This window comes from Lottiidibacillus patelloidae (genome assembly GCF_002262935.1).
GTDB classification, from domain to species: Bacteria; Bacillota; Bacilli; order Bacillales; family SA5d-4; genus Lottiidibacillus; species Lottiidibacillus patelloidae.
Genome location: NZ_NPIA01000001.1, coordinates 510,708 through 527,188 on the forward strand (window position 1 = coordinate 510,708; position 16,481 = coordinate 527,188).

Consider the following 16,481-nt stretch of genomic DNA (forward strand, 5'->3'; position numbering starts at 1 on the left):
AATGAAAAAATTATTAAAGAATGGCTTTGTCTTAGATACAAAAGGAATGTTAGTCAAAATTGATATTTTAATAGAATACGATAAAATCACAAAAATGAGTGAAGAAATAGTAGCAAAAAATGATTACACCGTTATTGATGTTACAGGAAAGCTTGTTATTCCTGGGTTAGTAGATTTACATGTCCACCTTCGTGAACCTGGCGGAGAAGCGAAAGAAACAATCGAAACAGGGACACTTGCTGCTGCTAAAGGTGGATTTACAACGATTGCCCCAATGCCAAACACGAATCCTGTACCTGACAATGAAGAGACGATGCGCAATCTACATGCGAGAATTCATGAAAAAGCACATGTACGCGTGCTACCTTATGCAGCAATTTCAGTAAATGAAAAAGGGGAAGAGTTAATTAACTTCGCCGAGTTAAAAAATGCTGGTGCATTTGCTTTTTCTGACGATGGTGTCGGTGTTCAAAACGCGGCGATGATGTTTGAAGCAATGAAAGAGGCAGCAGCACTTAACATGTCTGTCGTAGCCCATTGTGAAGAAAATTCTCTTATCTTTAATGGGGCAGTCCATGACGGAACGTTTGCCAAGAAAAATGATATTCCTGGTATCCCATCCATTTGTGAATCTGTACATATCGCTCGAGATGTGCTTCTTGCAGAAGCTGCAAATTGCCATTATCACGTTTGCCACATTAGTACAAAAGAGTCTGTCAGAGTTGTCCGTGATGCAAAGCGAGCTGGAATAAACGTGACAGCAGAAGTTAGTCCCCACCACTTAATTCTTTGTGAAGATGACATTCCAGAAGTTAATACAAATTATAAAATGAACCCACCACTTCGAAGTAGAGAAGATCGTGCTGCATTACTAGAGGGGCTATTGGACGGAACAATTGACTTTATTGCGACAGATCATGCACCACATACAGCGGAAGAAAAAGCTAAAAATATTTGTGAAGCACCTTTCGGAATTGTCGGACTAGAAACAGCGTTCCCACTTCTATATACCCATTTTGTAAAAAAAGAAATAATCTCAATGAAACAGTTAGTCGATTTTTTAACAAAAATCCCGTGCGAAAAATTTCAATTACCGTATGGAGAATTAGCTGTAGGTAAGGTCGCTGATATAACAGTGATTGATTTAGAGGAAGAAAGAGAAATTAATCCAAACGATTTTGCATCAAAAGGAAGGAACACACCTTTTGCAGGTTGGAAATGTCAAGGGTGGCCAATCTTAACAATCGCTTCAGGAAATATAGCTTGGGAGAAGGAGAGTGTCAACGCATGAAAAGAATGCTCGTATTAGAAGATGGAACAGTAATGATCGGAAAAGCGTTCGGAAGTGAGAAGCTTACTGGAGGAGAGGTTGTTTTTAATACTGGAATGACTGGATATCAAGAGCTTTTATCAGATCCTTCTTATGCAGGGCAAATTGTGACAATGACATACCCGTTAATCGGGAATTACGGTATAAATCGTGATGACTTTGAAACGATGAAACCTGCCATTAACGGTCTAATTGTACGGGAAGCTTGCCGCTATCCATCAAATTGGCGAAGTGAATTTTCCTTACACGAATTTTTGAAAATACATGAAATTCCAGGGCTAGAAGGAGTAGACACGCGGAAACTAACCCGAATTATTCGCCGTTTTGGAACACTAAAAGGTAGGTTATGTTCCCTTGAAGAAGATCCTGAGGTGATCGCTTCACAGTTAAGTTCCATGCCAGAAGATAAAAATGTTGTTCAAAGAGTTTCTACGAAAAGCCCATATGCAAGTCCAGGAAGAGGAGCGAGAATTGTTTTAGTAGATTTCGGAATGAAATATGGCATTTTAAGAGAGTTAACAAAACGAAGCTGTGACGTTATCGTCGTCCCTTATAATACAACAGCGGAAGAAATTCGCCGTTTAAATCCAGAGGGTGTTTTGTTAAGTAATGGCCCTGGAGACCCGAAAGATGTCCAAGAAGCGATTGAAATGATCAAAGGAATATTAGGACATATCCCGATTTTAGGAATCTGCCTAGGGCATCAATTATTAGCGTTAGCAGGTGGGGCCGATACGGTGAAAATGAAATTTGGTCATCGAGGAAGTAACCATCCTGTGCAGCATCTTGAAACAGGCAAGGTTTATATGACTTCGCAAAATCATAGTTATGCTGTCGATGAAATGTCACTAGAAAAGACACCTTTTACAGTTACACATAAAGCGCTAAATGATGGATCAATTGAAGGCATTAAGCATAATACGTTACCAGCATTTTCTGTACAATATCATCCAGAAGCTTCACCTGGACCAGAAGATGCAAATGAACACTTTGATGATTTCTTACAAATGGTCAAGAACTTTAAGAGGGGGATAACAAATGCCAAAGCGTTATGATATTAAGAAAGTTTTAGTAATAGGATCTGGTCCAATTGTTATTGGTCAAGCGGCAGAGTTTGATTATGCTGGAACCCAGGCATGTCAAGCGTTAAAAGAAGAAGGGTATGAAGTAATTTTAGTTAATTCAAACCCGGCCACCATCATGACTGATACAGAAATGGCCGATAAAGTATACATCGAACCTCTTACTGTGGAATTCGTCAGTCGTGTTATTAGAAAAGAACGTCCAGATGCACTTTTACCAACGCTTGGTGGTCAAACTGGCTTAAATTTAGCAGTAGAATTAGCTGAAAAAGGTATTTTAGAAGAATATGAAATTGAGATATTAGGCACAAGATTAGAAGCAATTGAGCAAGCGGAAGATCGTGAACAGTTTCGTTCATTAATGAAAGAACTTGGTGAACCTGTAGCAGATAGTGCTATTGTCCATTCCATAGAAGAGGCCAATGCATTTGTTAAAGAAATAGGGTTCCCTGTTATTATTCGCCCTGCTTACACTCTTGGAGGGACTGGAGGAGGAATAGCTGACAATCAGAAGAAGCTAGAAGAAATTATTGCTAGTGGCTTGAAGAGTAGTCCGGTTAATCAATGTTTGTTGGAAAGAAGTATTGCAGGGTATAAAGAAATTGAATATGAAGTGATGCGTGATGCGAGTGATGCTGCAATTGTTGTATGTAATATGGAAAATGTAGATCCAGTCGGAGTACATACTGGTGACTCGATCGTCGTCGCTCCAAGTCAAACGTTGAGCGATCGAGAGTATCAAATGTTACGTAATTCATCCTTAAAAATTATTCGCGCTCTTGGAATTGAAGGTGGATGTAATGTGCAATTTGCACTAGATCCTGAAAGTTTTTCTTACTACATTATTGAAGTAAACCCAAGAGTTAGCCGTTCGTCAGCATTAGCTTCGAAAGCGACAGGATACCCAATTGCAAAGCTCGCAGCTAAAATCGCAGTTGGCTATCACTTAGCAGAAATGAAAAACCCGGTAACAGGGACAACATATGCTTGTTATGAACCAGCACTGGATTATATCGTCTCAAAAATACCGCGCTGGCCATTTGATAAGTTTGCCTCAGCAAATAGAACATTGTCCACGCAAATGAAAGCTACTGGAGAAGTAATGGCAATTGGCAGTAATTTTGAAGAGTCCATTTTAAAAGCTGTTCGCTCACTGGAAACAAATATAGATCATTTAGAAATTAAAAAGTTTGCCTATTTAGATGAAGAGAGTTTAAAGAAACGTATGGAAGTTGCAGACGATGAACGCCTTTTCACTGTGGCAGAGGGAATCCGCCGAGGAATTCCAATTGAAACAATATACCATTTAAGTAAAATTGATCGCTTTTTCCTGATGAAGATGAAAAATATTATTGATATGGAAGAAAAGCTTCTAGAAAACAAACGAAACAATGAAGTGTTAAAAGAAGCGAAACAAATAGGATTCTCTGACAAGAAAATAGCTGAGCTTTGGGCGATGGAAGAGCTTGAAGTTTACAAATGGCGAGAAGAGAATGCGATTTTGCCAGTGTACAAGATGGTAGATACTTGTGCAGCAGAATTTGAATCAACGACACCATACTATTATGGGACGTATGAAGAGGAAGAAGAGTCGATAGTAACTGAAAAAGAAAGCATCTTAGTCCTTGGTTCAGGTCCAATTCGTATCGGGCAAGGTATTGAGTTTGACTATGCAACCGTTCATTCTGTAAAAGCGATAAAAGAGGCTGGTTATGAGGCAATTATTGTAAATAACAATCCTGAGACTGTTTCAACGGATTTTTCAATCTCAGATAAACTTTATTTTGAACCATTAACCATTGAAGATGTCATGCATATTATTCGTTTAGAAAAGCCTAAAGGTGTTGTCGTTCAATTCGGAGGACAAACGGCGATAAATTTAGCAAGTGCGCTTGATGAAAGAGGAGTGCCGATTATAGGGACATCAGTAACAGATATTGATCGAGCGGAAGATCGGAAAAAGTTTGAAAAAACATTATCTAGTTTAAATATTTATCAACCGCTTGGAAAAACAGTAACGGCTGTTGAAGAAGCAATTGAAACTGCAGAAGAAATTGGTTATCCAGTCTTAGTAAGACCGTCGTATGTCCTTGGCGGGCGTGCAATGGAGATTGTTTATAGCAGAAACGAACTGCTTCACTATATGGAACATGCCGTGGAAGTGAATCCTCAGCATCCAGTCTTAATCGATCGGTATTTAACAGGTATGGAGATTGAAGTTGACGCCATTTCTGATGGGGAAACGGTCGTTATTCCTGGAATAATGGAACATATAGAACGAGCGGGCGTACACTCAGGTGATTCGATTGCCGTATACCCTCCGCAAACATTATCTGAAGAAATAAAAGAGAAAGTTATCGAAAGAACAATTGCATTAGCAAGGGCTTTTCATATAAAAGGATTGTTAAATATTCAATTCGTTATTTATAGAGATGAAGTATATGTTATTGAAGTAAACCCAAGGTCGAGTCGAACAGTACCGTTTTTAAGTAAAATTACTGGTGTACCAATGGCAAATATTGCAACAAAGGTAATCCTAGGGCAATCATTAATTTCGCAAGGGTATACAAATGGGTATATCGAGGAACGTGAAGGAGTTTTTGTGAAAGTTCCAGTTTTCTCTTTCGCAAAAATGAGAAGTGTCGATATTACGCTTGGACCAGAAATGAAATCAACTGGTGAAGTTATGGGCTATGATCACACACTTGAAAAAGCACTTTATAAAGGGTTAGTAGCTGCAGGTATGAATATTCCAGCACATGGTTCAGTATTATTGACGGTTTCTGATCACGACAAAGAAGAAATTGAAGAAATCGCCAAGCGTTTTTACAATATCGGCTACCGATTATTAGCAACGACTGGAACAGCAGAAGTTTTAAGAAAGCATTCTTTACCTGTACGAACTGTTAATAAAATTTCGGAAGAAGATGGAGATATCTTAGATGTCATTCGAACTGGAAAAGCACAAATTGTAATTAACACGCTAACGAAAGGAAAGCAGCCAGCACGAGATGGCTTCCGAATTCGAAGGGAAGCGGTGGAAAATGGTGTTGTATGCTTAACATCATTAGATACAGCAACAGCTATTCTCCAAGTTCTTGAAGCAATGACGTTCTCATCTGAAGCAATCAAGGCACCGAGTAAAAAACAGGTGGCATTTGTATGATCAAGAAAGAATGGATGGAAGTTCAATCGATAAGCAAAATTGCTAAACAAATTTATGAAATTGAATTACAAGGAGATTTAGTGAAAGAAATAAAAGCTCCTGGCCAATTCGTTCATGTAAAGGTAGGAAACGGCTTTTCTCCATTATTGAGACGGCCGATAAGTATATGTGACTTTGATCAAGAGGCAAGTACGATGAAACTCCTTTTTCGTAGTGAAGGAAAAGGAACAAAGCTACTAAGTGAAGTTAAAAAAGGAAGCAAAATCGACGTTTTAGGTCCGCTCGGGAATGGTTTTTCTCTTGAGACACTTAATGAAGGAGATACAGCGCTTATCGTTGGTGGCGGAATTGGTGTACCACCTTTGTATGGCTTAGCAAGAAGATTAGTTGAACGAGGGGTCAATGTCGTAGTTGTACTAGGATTTGCTACGGAAGAAGTAGTTTTTTATGAAGACAAATTTAAAGAACTTGGTGACACAATAGTAACAACTGTGGACGGAACTTATGGAGAAAAAGGCTTTGTAACAGATGGAATAAGAAAAAACGATTGGCATTATGATGCTATCTTTGCATGTGGACCGACGCAAATGTTAAAAGCACTTACTTCGAAATATCCAGATGAAAGAGGATATCTTTCACTTGAAGAACGGATGGGTTGCGGTATCGGTGCATGTTTTGCTTGTGTCTGTCGTGCAGAAGAAGGTTATCGCAAAGTTTGTAGTGATGGACCTGTCTTTCCTATCGGGGAGGTTATACTATGAAAAACTTGCAAGTGCAACTACCTGGATTAGACTTAAAAAACCCAATTATGCCAGCTTCCGGTTGCTTTGGTTTCGGTAGAGAGTTTGCTAACCTCTATGATCTAAATGAGCTAGGTGCAATCATGATAAAAGCTACAACTTTGGAATCACGTTTTGGAAATGAAACACCGAGAGTTGCAGAAACGGAAGCAGGGATGTTGAATGCAATTGGCTTACAAAATCCTGGGCTTGAAGGAGTCCTTAGAAACGAACTTCCTTTTTTAGAAAAATATCAATCTCCTATTATTGCAAATGTAGCAGGTTCGACTGTCGAAGATTACGAGATTGTAGCACGAGAAATTTCTCAAGCAAATAACGTTCATGCATTAGAACTTAATATATCATGCCCGAATGTGAAGGAAGGGGGCATTGCCTTTGGAACGAATCCATTAATTGCAGCAAAGTTAACGGAACGCGTTAAAAAAGTCAGTTCTGTTCCTGTTTACGTAAAATTGTCCCCGAACGTTGCAAACATTGTTGAGATGGCTTCGGCAGTTGAAGAGGCTGGAGCAGATGGGTTAACGATGATTAATACACTTATTGGCATGAGAATCGATGTAAAAAGCGCACAACCAATTATTGCAAATAAAACCGGGGGATTGTCTGGCCCTGCAATCAAACCAGTGGCAATTCGGATGATTTATGAAGTGAGTCAACATGTCTCCATTCCAATCATCGGAATGGGCGGAATAATGAATGCGGAAGATGTGATCGAGTTTTTAATGGCTGGTGCATCGGCTGTAGCAGTCGGTACTGCTAATTTTGTGAACCCATTTGTTTGCCCAACAATTATAAAAGAATTACCAGAGTGGATGGACAAATTAGATGTAAATGAAATCTCAGAACTTGTCGGAAGGAGTTGGAAAAATGAACAAACCATTAATCGTAGCCCTCGACTTTCCGTCAAGTAACGAGGCATTATCTTTAGTTAGTCAGCTTGAAATCTATCATCCTTTCGTAAAGGTAGGGATGGAATTATATTACAAGGAAGGTCCAGCAATTATTGAAGAGTTAAAGATGAAAAACTGTAATATATTTTTAGATTTAAAGTTACATGACATTCCTAACACAGTTAAACAGGCGATGAAGCAGCTCGCAAGATTAGAAGTTGATCTTGTCAATGTTCATGCGGCAGGTGGAAAGGTGATGATGGAAGCGGCTTTGGAAGGTTTAGAAGCAGGATCTAGAGTTGGCCGTAAACGCCCAAAATGTATAGCTGTAACACAACTAACTAGTACAACAGAAAATATGCTAACCGAGGAATTGCTCATTCATTCCTCTATGGAAACAACAATTAAACTGTATGCAGCGTTAGCGAAGGAAAGCGGTTTAGATGGTGTCGTATGTTCGGCATTAGAAGTACCTAGCATTAAAGAGGTTTGTGGAAATAACTTCTTGGCGATAACACCCGGTATTAGAAATTCAGAAGATAATAATCATGATCAACACCGCATCGTGAGTCCTGTGCAAGCGAATCGATTAGGAAGTGATGTAATCGTTGTTGGGCGCAGTATTACGGGAGCAAAAGATCCACATTCAGCATATTTGAGAATGAAAAGTGAGTGGGAGGGATTATTATGAAACGAAAGATTGCAAAGAATCTATTAGAAATTGGGGCAGTAACATTAAGTGCAAAACATCCATTTATTTGGTCTTCCGGAATAAAATCCCCAATATACTGTGATAATCGATTAACAATGTCCTATCCAGCGGTTCGAAAAGACATCGCAAAAGGGCTAGAAACTTTAATAAAAAAACATTTTGCAAATTCAGAAGTAATTGCTGGAACAGCTACTGCAGGTATTCCTCATGCAGCATGGGTAAGTGAAAGTATGGAACTCCCTATGGTTTATGTTCGAAGTAAAGCAAAAGGACATGGAAAAGAAAATCAAATTGAGGGTGTTATTCCTGAAGGGAAAAAGGTCATTATTGTCGAAGATTTAATATCTACTGGGGGAAGTGTCATAAATGCAGCTCATGCGTTGAAACAACTAGGCGCAGAAGTTTTAGGTGTTGTTTCTATTTTTACATATGAACTAGAAATAGGTAAAAAGCGCCTAGCAGAAGAGCAACTTTCTTGGTATGCTTTAACTGATTTTGAAACTTTGCTTGCTGAAGCGAAATCTCAAAATGAAATTGACCAAGATGCATATGATTCTATGCTTTCATGGAAAAGAAACCCTGAAAGATGGGGTGTTTAAATATAGGGGGAAAATAAATTGCGCAAAATGGAAGGTAGCGAATTTGATGAGCTCGTTACATTTTTCGATAACATGGCACAAACAAATTGGCTAAGTAAGCTACATAATCGTTTAATTGAACTATCAGGAGACTGGACGAATAAAAATGTTCTAGATGTCGGTTCTGGTACAGGTAGATTATTGTTACGAGGAGTAGATAAAACAAAAACAGTAACAGGAATTGACTTATCAGAGGGTATGGTTCAAAAAAGTAAAAAGCTCTATTCAGAACGAAAATTAACTCATAAATCTAATTTCAAGGTTGGCGATGCTTGCCATTTACCATATGCAAATGAATTATTTGATATTTCATTATCAACATGTGTCATGTTTTTACTACCGAAGCCTGAAGAAGGATTAACGGAAATTTTAAGGGTTACAAAAACAGGTGGTAAATTAGCATTTTTAAACCCTTCTTTTTATATGAGTGTGGAAAATGCAGAAAAATATGCAACGAAACATGGATTAGAAGGATTTGAAAAAGAAACATTATTAAAATGGGCAAATGCAGCAAAAAAACGTCATCGTTATAAAAGTGACCAATTCCATGATCTTTTATTGAAATGTGGAGCATCTTCTGTAGAAAGTGAAGAGCATTTAGACGGCTTGGCATTAATTACTTACGCAAAGAAATAGAAAGATGAATAATTATATAGGAAGGGACTTTAAATTTGAGAAAAATATTAGCTGCCTTTATATTAATTATTATTTTATTTCTAGTATTTATTGGATTAAGATTTGGAAGTGCACTAGCTCAAGAAGGAAATCCCGTGCCCTATCTATTATCAATTACTAAATACGAATTAACCAATAGTGGTTATGAAGAGGTCTTTAGTACCGATTCTGTTATCAGGTATGTTTCTGCATATGAGTTGAAGTATCCCTACGGAATGGCGATAGAATTTATGAAAAATAAAGGCTGGGTTTACAAAGAGCAATTAGGGTCAGGATTTGTATTTGAAAAAAACAACAAAATTATTACTATTAGTACAAGACAATATTCCAAACACTATTTTATATGGGATGTTCCTAAAGAATTGGATAATTAGTTAAATAAAAAAGATAAGCTCAAAGTTGAGCTTATCTTTTTTATTAATAAGTGAATTAAATTGTTTATACTTTGGAGCTAATCAATAGTTATTCTACGTTTAAAAATGAATCTACTGTAAGTGTGCTAGAACCGATAGAGAATGTATGGAATTGTACACTATCGCCAACACTTACCTTGCCAGCTTCAACTTGCGCTTTTGCATCTTCAGATAAAGTAAATGTTGTAGACTCCCCATTAACATTAATTGTTACTGAATCTCCAGCGACCGCTTCAACTTTTCCGCTAACTAATGGAGACTGTTCTCCAGCTGGCATAGTTCCAGCTGCACCGCCGTCATTTTCGCCTGCTCCTAATTCCTGATTATCGTCATTTTGAGCTTTATTATCATCTGCACTACATCCAGAAATTACTGCCAATGCTAGAGCTGAACTAAAGAGAATAGTTAAAAACTTTTTCAATTAAGACACTCCTTTAATTTTTTTTATTTTTGAAAGCTTTCATAGTGATAGTCGTATTTCTTCAGTGGAAGTTACAGGAAATGCAGAAAAATTTCAATTTATCCACAAGTTTAGGCGTATTCCCGATAACGTTTTCAACATTTATAACCTACAGTCATCTCTTAGCATAGATTGATGTAAGAATGGAAAAGGGATGTAGGTAAAATGCTTGAAGAATATATAAAGTTAGCTGATATATGTATTAAAACGTATGTTCAGTATCATCGAGATGGATTATTTACTGTGCCAAAAGGTTATAAAAAAACTGCTGAATTTAAAGCAGAATGGTTTGGCAAGAAAGAGTGGTTTGGATTTATTTTAGAGAATGAGGAAGAGGTAATTATTTCATTTCGAGGGACAGTCTCTGAAACGGATTGGTTAGCTGACTCTTTAGCATTTCATATAGACTTTCCATATGGAGAAAATTGCGGGAAAGTTCACTTTGGATTTTTGGAAGTTTATAAATCATGTAGAAATGAACTATTTGCTGGTCTTAAAGAGATTGATAAGACAAAGAAGGTAATAATAACTGGTCACAGTTTAGGGGCAGCATTAGCAACAGTTTTTGCACTTGATCTTGCGAAGAATGCAGCATTTAAAAATATTAAACTTATAAACTATGCTAGTCCACGGGTAGGTAATCAGAAATTTTGCAATGCTGTTAATAAAGAAATAGCTGAAATTGTTCGGATTGTAAATGTTCATGATGTAGTTACATTACTACCTCCAATTACAATCCCTTTGCCATGTTCGAAAAACAAAGGTATCTTTCGTCATGTGAAAGGAAAGTTCAAAATTAGTGTACAAAAAAATTCGTTTGGTGGTAATCACAATATGGGGACGTATTTGAATGGGCTAAAAAAGTTAAGAAGTACAACATGAGGCTGAGACTAAAATATTATAAAAAAAGAAATAACCGAACTCATTCAGATTTACGACACAATCTGTATGGTTCGGTTGTTCCATTTTTAAAATGAATCTAATATTAGTGGACCTTCAAAATCCTTCGCTTTCCTCGGGCCCGGCCTCAGACTCCTAAGAAAGCTAGGAAACAAGCTTTCTCGGAGGCAACTGAAAAAGTCTCCTTTTAACAGCAAGTAGTAAAGTGAATTATTGATTTCCGATACAGGCACTCGCTTTCCGCGGGCAACGCTTCAGCCTCCTCGGAAAAAATGCACTTCCTGTGGGGTCTTCAGTTGTTGTTTTTCCCGCAGGAGTCTCGTGCCGTCGACTCCAATCAACTGAAAAAATTAATATTTTATATTATGCTTTAACGGAATTTTTTCAGTGGTCACCTTTCTTGCGTGGGCTTCGGACACGGCCTTCCCGTAAGAGTCTCTAAATTTTAACTTAGCCACTTCTATAATTTTCTCCAAAAGTAATGTTAGTCTTTTACAAGTACTTTTTTAGTTTTGTCCCATTCTCTTTAACACTTTATGTATCCTTTATCTCAAACAAAGTGCTCCAGAATTTATGGCGCTAAACGGTCGCTTCAGCTTTTTTTAGCTGATCCAGCTTCAGCAATCAACGTCTAGAAAACTTCACACTCTTCATTTCGATAAGTCTACATCGAATAGCTTCTCTATTCGTGTTTCCTTTATCTTAATCAGAGTGCTCCAGTTTTTACGCCGTTAACCGATTGCTTCAGCTTTTATTTATTTGATCTAGCTTCGACGCCTAGCGACTAGTTAACTTCATACTTCTCACTTGCGATAAGTCAACATCGGTTCGCTTAGCTCTCCGTGTTTTCTTTATCTCATTCGAAGTATTCCAGTTCATACGTCGCTGAACAGTCGTCTCAGCTTTTCTTTTTCAACCTTAAAACGAGGTCTTCACTTGGTGTTACATAGACAGTTTGTTGATTGTCATAAATGACATATCCAGGCTTAGCGCCACTTGGCTTCTTAACGTGGCGGATTTTCGTGAAATCTACTGGAACAGAGCTAGATTGCCTTGCCTTACTAAAAAAGGCTGCAATATTTGCTGCTTCTAAAATTGTTTGTTCAGTAATATCATTGCCTTTAATTACTACGTGTGAACCTGGTATATCTTTCGTGTGGAACCATAGATCATCTTGATTAGCCACTCGGTTCGTTAAGTAGTCATTTTGTATATTGTTTTTTCCAACGAGAATTTCAAAGCCATCAGTAGATAGGTATTTTTCTAATTGTGGTTTTGATTGCTTTGTTTTCTTTTTGGAAGCTTGTTTACTTTTCTTTAAGTAGCCACCTTCAATTAGCTCTTCCCTAATTTCTAAAATATCTTTTAATGATGCACTTTCAATTTGTTGCAATAATCCATCGAAATATGAGATTTCCTCATTTGTGAGAATAAGCTGTTTTTCCACTTCTAAAAGTGATGTTTTCGCTTTTTGATATTTTTTGAAATAGTTTTGTGCATTTTGAGAAGCAGTTTTTTGAGGATCTAATGTGATGGTCACAGCTTCTCCGGCCTCATCATAAAAATTTGATACGGTAATTTTTGAATCTCCTCGTTTTACCATATACATATGAGCTGTTAATAATTCGCCATGTAACTTATATTGCTCGGCTTTTTCTGCATCTTTTAGTGTTTGTTGCAGTTTTTTAATTTTACGTTTATTTTTATTCCATTCATTTTTTATAAAACGCTCTAGGTCAGAAGCTTGCTGTTTCACGCGGTCTCGTTCAGCTTTACCACCGTAAAAGCGATCAAGCATCTCACTGACTGAAGTGAAGGTTTTCTTTTCGCCTTTAATATGAGATAAAGACAAAACGTAGAAAAGTTCTTTTCCATTATCATTAAGTAAAATTTGTGGTTCATATTGTGCTTCTTTTATTTCATTCATCAATTCAACAAATGCTTTCGGCAATGAAGTTGCATTGGCCAGTCCTGCACGATGGACAATTTCATTTGCGACTAAAGGTGATAAACCTGCAAAGTTTTCCACGAGTTGCATTGCGAGCTTACCGCTATTAAAATCTACTTTTTTTAGAACATCTTCTTCAGTAGCTACAAATGGATCAAGTTTATTTTGTTTTGGCGGTTCGATATATTCTGAACCTGGCATGACTGTTCGATGTCGATTCAATGCAGGTGACAAATGCTTAATACTATCTATTATTTTGTTAGTATCGCGGTCAACAACGATAATATTACTATGTTTGTTCATGATTTCAACGATTAGTTTCTTATATGTAACATCACCAAGTTCATTTCTTGAGCGTATGTGAAAAACTAAAATTCGTTCAAATTCAACTTGCTCAACTTTTTCAACAATTCCTCCTTCTAGATGTTTGCGTAATAGCATACAAAACATCGGAGGTTCAAATGGCTTATCATATTCACCTTTCGTTAATTGAACGCGAGAATATGAAGGATGAGCAGAAAGTAATAAATGGCTATTTTTGCTGTTTCCTCGAATTGTAAATAGAAGTTCATATTGATTTAGTTGATAAATTTTTGATATTTTTCCTGATTCAATGGTATTACTTAATTCGTCTTTAATTGCATGCGTTAAAATGCCGTCAAATGACATTTTCTTCACCTCTCATTTGCAATAAGTATAGCATTTTTTTTCAATTACTTGAATATAGATGGCTTGTATAAAGGGACAAGAAGTAGAGAGGTGTCGTAATGAAATGGTATCAGCTATCGATTAAAGAAGTGGAAAAGAACACAAACACTGATTTAGCAAGCGGTTTATCGGAAAAACAAGCGAAAAAACGTCTGCAACAATATGGTCCTAACCAATTAGACGAAGGGGAAAAGAAATCTGCTCTTTTAATATTATTAGAGCAATTTAAAGATTTTATGGTCGTTGTTTTATTGGCAGCAACATTAATATCAGGTTTGTTAGGTGAGTATATGGATGCGATAGCAATTATCGCTATCGTAATAATCAATGGAATACTTGGTTTTTATCAAGAGCGTAAAGCAGAAAAATCACTTCAGGCACTGAAAGAATTATCAGCTCCATTAATGCAAGTAATGAGAGAAGGTAGTTGGGTTAATTTACTTGCAAAAGATGTTGTCCCTGGTGACATCGTTAAAATTAAAAGTGGTGACCGAATTGGTGCAGATTTAAGGATAATTAAAGCAAGTGGTCTTCATATTGAAGAGTCTGCTTTAACTGGAGAATCATTGCCTGTATTAAAGCAGGAAAACGTATTGACTGGTAAGTTAGAAGTTGGCGACCGAACAAATATGGCCTTCATGGGTACGATGGTTACACAAGGGAGTGGAATGGGGATTGTCACTGCGACAGGAATGGATACGGAGATGGGTAAAATTGCTCACCTTCTTCAATCAGCGCAAACATTAAGCACCCCATTACAAAGGAAACTTGAGCAACTAGGAAAAATTTTAATTATTACTGCCTTAATGTTAACCGTATTAGTCGTTATTTTAGGGGTTTATCAAGGTCATGATATGTATAAGATGTTCCTTGCAGGAGTATCATTAGCAGTTGCAGCAATTCCAGAGGGGCTACCTGCGATTGTGACTGTAGCTTTATCGCTAGGTGTTCAAAAGATGATCAGGAGAAATGCGATTGTCCGTAAGCTTCCTGCAGTAGAAACGTTAGGTTGTGCATCGGTGGTCTGTTCCGATAAAACAGGTACAATGACACAAAATAAAATGACGGTAACTCGCGTATGGACGGAAGGGAAATTGTACGAAGTAACTGGTACTGGGTATGAACCTACAGGTAAATTTTATTATCGAGATAACCAAGTTGACCTAAAGACGAATAAGACGCTAGTAGACTTGCTGGCTTTTGGGATGTTGTGTAACAATGCGGAGATTCGCTTTGATAAAAAGCACGACGAACAATATGTATTAGACGGCGATCCAACAGAGGGAGCATTAGTCGTATCTGCAGAAAAAGCAGGTTTAAAGAGAAATAAATTATTAGAAGATTATTCAATAGTTAAGGAGTTTCCTTTTGACTCAACTAGAAAGATGATGACGGTAATTGTAAAAGACCGGCATGGTGAATACTTTGCAATCTGTAAAGGTGCACCAGATGTATTAGTAGAACGTTGTCATAAAATAGTTTCTACCGGCTCTGCAAAAACGATGTCACAAATGGATGAGAAAAAGGTATTAAATACAATTTCAGAGTTAGCAAGTCAGGCCTTAAGGACGATTGCAATCGCATATAAACCATTACCTAAAGGCTTTTCATTTAAGCAAGAAGATGTTGAATGTGAGTTAACTCTAATGGGATTACAAGGAATGATTGATCCTCCAAGGCCGGAAGTGAAAAAAGCGATTGAAGATTGCCGTCAAGCTGGAATTAAAACAGTTATGATAACTGGTGACCATGTAATTACTGCTAAAGCAATCGCTAAACAGTTAAATTTATTACCTGAAGATGGGAAAGTCATGGATGGATATCAATTATCGCAAATGTCAGTTTCTGAGTTAGAAGATGAAGTAGAAGATATTTATGTGTTTGCTAGAGTTTCACCGGAGCATAAGTTAAAAATAGTTCAAGCATTACAACAAAGAGGACATATCGTAGCAATGACTGGTGATGGTGTAAATGATGCACCAGCAATTAAAGCAGCCAATATTGGAGTTGCTATGGGTATTAGTGGTACAGATGTAGCAAAAGAAGCTTCTTCGCTCGTTTTAGTTGATGACAACTTTGCAACAATCCGTGCAGCAATCGAAGAAGGAAGAAATATCTATGAAAATATAAGGAAGTTTATCCGCTATCTTTTAGCTTCCAATGTTGGTGAAATTTTAGTCATGTTGTTTGCTATGTTACTAGCTCTTCCGCTTCCATTGGTTCCTATCCAAATATTATGGGTAAACTTAGTAACAGACGGGTTACCAGCGATGGCCTTAGGTCTAGATCCAGCTGAGGAAAATGTGATGAAACGGAAGCCAAGAAGTCCTAATGAAGGCATATTTGCCAGAAGGCTAGGTTGGAAGATTGTTAGTAGAGGATTTTTAATAGGTATTGTAACGTTAATCGCATTTATGATTGCATTGCATGAGCAACCTGAAAATCTAGTTTACGCACAAACAATTGCTTTTTCAACGCTAGTTATGGCGCAACTTATTCATGTTTTTGATTGTCGTAGTGAAAGATCTGTTTTGCACAGAAATCCATTTAGTAATTTTGCATTAGTTCTGGCGGTTATTTCTTCAGTATTACTTTTATTAGGAGTAATTTATTATGAACCATTGCAACCAATTTTCCATACAACATTTTTACAAGCTCGTGATTGGTTACTAATTTTAGGAATGAGTGCTATCCCTACATTTGCCCTTGCTGGATTTCATTTATTCACTCGAAAAAAATAATAATCTTTTAAAGGTTGT

13 protein-coding genes are annotated in these 16,481 nt (G+C 37.3%); 11 read left to right on the forward strand and 2 right to left on the reverse strand.

Annotated features, from left to right (window positions below; all coding sequences use genetic code 11):
- Window position 1: 1 nt before the first annotated feature.
- The 9 genes from CIB95_RS02875 to CIB95_RS02915 are packed head-to-tail and all read left to right on the forward strand — an operon-like array spanning window position 2 to window position 9,667.
- On the forward strand, window positions 2-1,291 hold the full coding sequence (locus tag CIB95_RS02875; RefSeq protein WP_094921537.1) for a dihydroorotase: 1,290 nt from the start codon (window positions 2-4) through the stop codon (window positions 1,289-1,291).
- On the forward strand, window positions 1,288-2,385 hold the full coding sequence (locus CIB95_RS02880; RefSeq protein WP_094921540.1) for a carbamoyl phosphate synthase small subunit: 1,098 nt from the start codon (window positions 1,288-1,290) through the stop codon (window positions 2,383-2,385). Before CIB95_RS02875 ends, CIB95_RS02880 begins: the two co-directional genes overlap by 4 nt.
- Entirely contained in the window at window positions 2,369-5,578 is a 3,210-nt protein-coding gene (gene carB / locus CIB95_RS02885) for a carbamoyl-phosphate synthase large subunit (protein ID WP_094921543.1), read from the forward strand. Before CIB95_RS02880 ends, carB begins: the two co-directional genes overlap by 17 nt.
- Window positions 5,575-6,339, forward strand: a complete 765-nt coding sequence (locus CIB95_RS02890; protein ID WP_094921546.1) for a dihydroorotate dehydrogenase electron transfer subunit — start codon at window positions 5,575-5,577, stop codon at window positions 6,337-6,339. The genes carB and CIB95_RS02890 overlap by 4 nt, the downstream gene beginning before the upstream one ends.
- Window positions 6,336-7,289, forward strand: a complete 954-nt coding sequence (locus CIB95_RS02895) for a dihydroorotate dehydrogenase (protein ID WP_094921549.1) — start codon at window positions 6,336-6,338, stop codon at window positions 7,287-7,289. The genes CIB95_RS02890 and CIB95_RS02895 overlap by 4 nt, the downstream gene beginning before the upstream one ends.
- Window positions 7,246-7,959 carry an orotidine-5'-phosphate decarboxylase gene (gene pyrF / locus CIB95_RS02900; RefSeq protein WP_094921552.1) on the forward strand — a complete coding sequence of 238 codons (714 nt, stop codon included), beginning with the start codon at window positions 7,246-7,248 and terminating at the stop codon, window positions 7,957-7,959. The genes CIB95_RS02895 and pyrF overlap by 44 nt, the downstream gene beginning before the upstream one ends.
- Complete coding sequence (gene pyrE, locus CIB95_RS02905; protein ID WP_094921555.1) at window positions 7,956-8,579, forward strand: orotate phosphoribosyltransferase; 624 nt, start codon at window positions 7,956-7,958, stop codon at window positions 8,577-8,579. Before pyrF ends, pyrE begins: the two co-directional genes overlap by 4 nt.
- A 27-nt stretch (window positions 8,580-8,606) precedes the next feature.
- The gene (locus tag CIB95_RS02910; protein WP_233143892.1) at window positions 8,607-9,254 is read left to right on the forward strand and encodes a class I SAM-dependent methyltransferase; all 648 of its coding nucleotides are present in this window, start codon (window positions 8,607-8,609) and stop codon (window positions 9,252-9,254) included.
- A gap of 35 nt (window positions 9,255-9,289) precedes the next feature.
- Entirely contained in the window at window positions 9,290-9,667 is a 378-nt protein-coding gene (locus CIB95_RS02915) for a hypothetical protein (protein ID WP_094921560.1), read from the forward strand.
- Window positions 9,668-9,755: 88 nt separating this feature from the next.
- Here CIB95_RS02915 and CIB95_RS02920 read toward each other — a convergent pair whose 3' ends face one another.
- Window positions 9,756-10,127 (reverse strand): hypothetical protein, encoded by a 372-nt coding sequence (locus CIB95_RS02920; protein WP_094921562.1) that lies wholly within the window; start codon window positions 10,125-10,127, stop codon window positions 9,756-9,758.
- Between the two features lie 204 nt (window positions 10,128-10,331).
- On the opposite strand from CIB95_RS02920, the gene CIB95_RS02925 reads away from it, so the two are divergent.
- Window positions 10,332-11,048 (forward strand): lipase family protein, encoded by a 717-nt coding sequence (locus CIB95_RS02925; RefSeq protein ID WP_094921565.1) that lies wholly within the window; start codon window positions 10,332-10,334, stop codon window positions 11,046-11,048.
- A gap of 916 nt (window positions 11,049-11,964) precedes the next feature.
- Here CIB95_RS02925 and CIB95_RS02930 read toward each other — a convergent pair.
- Entirely contained in the window at window positions 11,965-13,683 is a 1,719-nt protein-coding gene (locus CIB95_RS02930; RefSeq protein ID WP_094921568.1) for an Rqc2 family fibronectin-binding protein, read from the reverse strand.
- 98 nt (window positions 13,684-13,781) lie between these two features.
- Here CIB95_RS02930 and CIB95_RS02935 point away from each other — a divergent pair, with 98 nt between their 5' ends.
- Window positions 13,782-16,463, forward strand: a complete 2,682-nt coding sequence (locus CIB95_RS02935; RefSeq protein ID WP_094921571.1) for a calcium-translocating P-type ATPase, SERCA-type — start codon at window positions 13,782-13,784, stop codon at window positions 16,461-16,463.
- Window positions 16,464-16,481 lie beyond the last annotated feature (18 nt).

Bases quoted from the DNA above. Each gene is read 5' to 3' on its own strand.
- CIB95_RS02875 (WP_094921537.1), top strand. From the start codon at position 2: ATGAAAAAATTATTAAAGAATGGCTTTGTCTTAGATACAAAAGGAATG.
- CIB95_RS02880 (WP_094921540.1), top strand. From the start codon at position 1,288: ATGAAAAGAATGCTCGTATTAGAAGATGGAACAGTAATGATCGGAAAA.
- carB (WP_094921543.1), top strand. From the start codon at position 2,369: ATGCCAAAGCGTTATGATATTAAGAAAGTTTTAGTAATAGGATCTGGT.
- CIB95_RS02890 (WP_094921546.1), top strand. From the start codon at position 5,575: ATGATCAAGAAAGAATGGATGGAAGTTCAATCGATAAGCAAAATTGCT.
- CIB95_RS02895 (WP_094921549.1), top strand. From the start codon at position 6,336: ATGAAAAACTTGCAAGTGCAACTACCTGGATTAGACTTAAAAAACCCA.
- pyrF (WP_094921552.1), top strand. From the start codon at position 7,246: ATGAACAAACCATTAATCGTAGCCCTCGACTTTCCGTCAAGTAACGAG.
- pyrE (WP_094921555.1), top strand. From the start codon at position 7,956: ATGAAACGAAAGATTGCAAAGAATCTATTAGAAATTGGGGCAGTAACA.
- CIB95_RS02910 (WP_233143892.1), top strand. From the start codon at position 8,607: ATGGAAGGTAGCGAATTTGATGAGCTCGTTACATTTTTCGATAACATG.
- CIB95_RS02925 (WP_094921565.1), top strand. From the start codon at position 10,332: ATGCTTGAAGAATATATAAAGTTAGCTGATATATGTATTAAAACGTAT.
- CIB95_RS02930 (WP_094921568.1), bottom strand. From the start codon at position 13,683: ATGTCATTTGACGGCATTTTAACGCATGCAATTAAAGACGAATTAAGT.
- CIB95_RS02935 (WP_094921571.1), top strand. From the start codon at position 13,782: ATGAAATGGTATCAGCTATCGATTAAAGAAGTGGAAAAGAACACAAAC.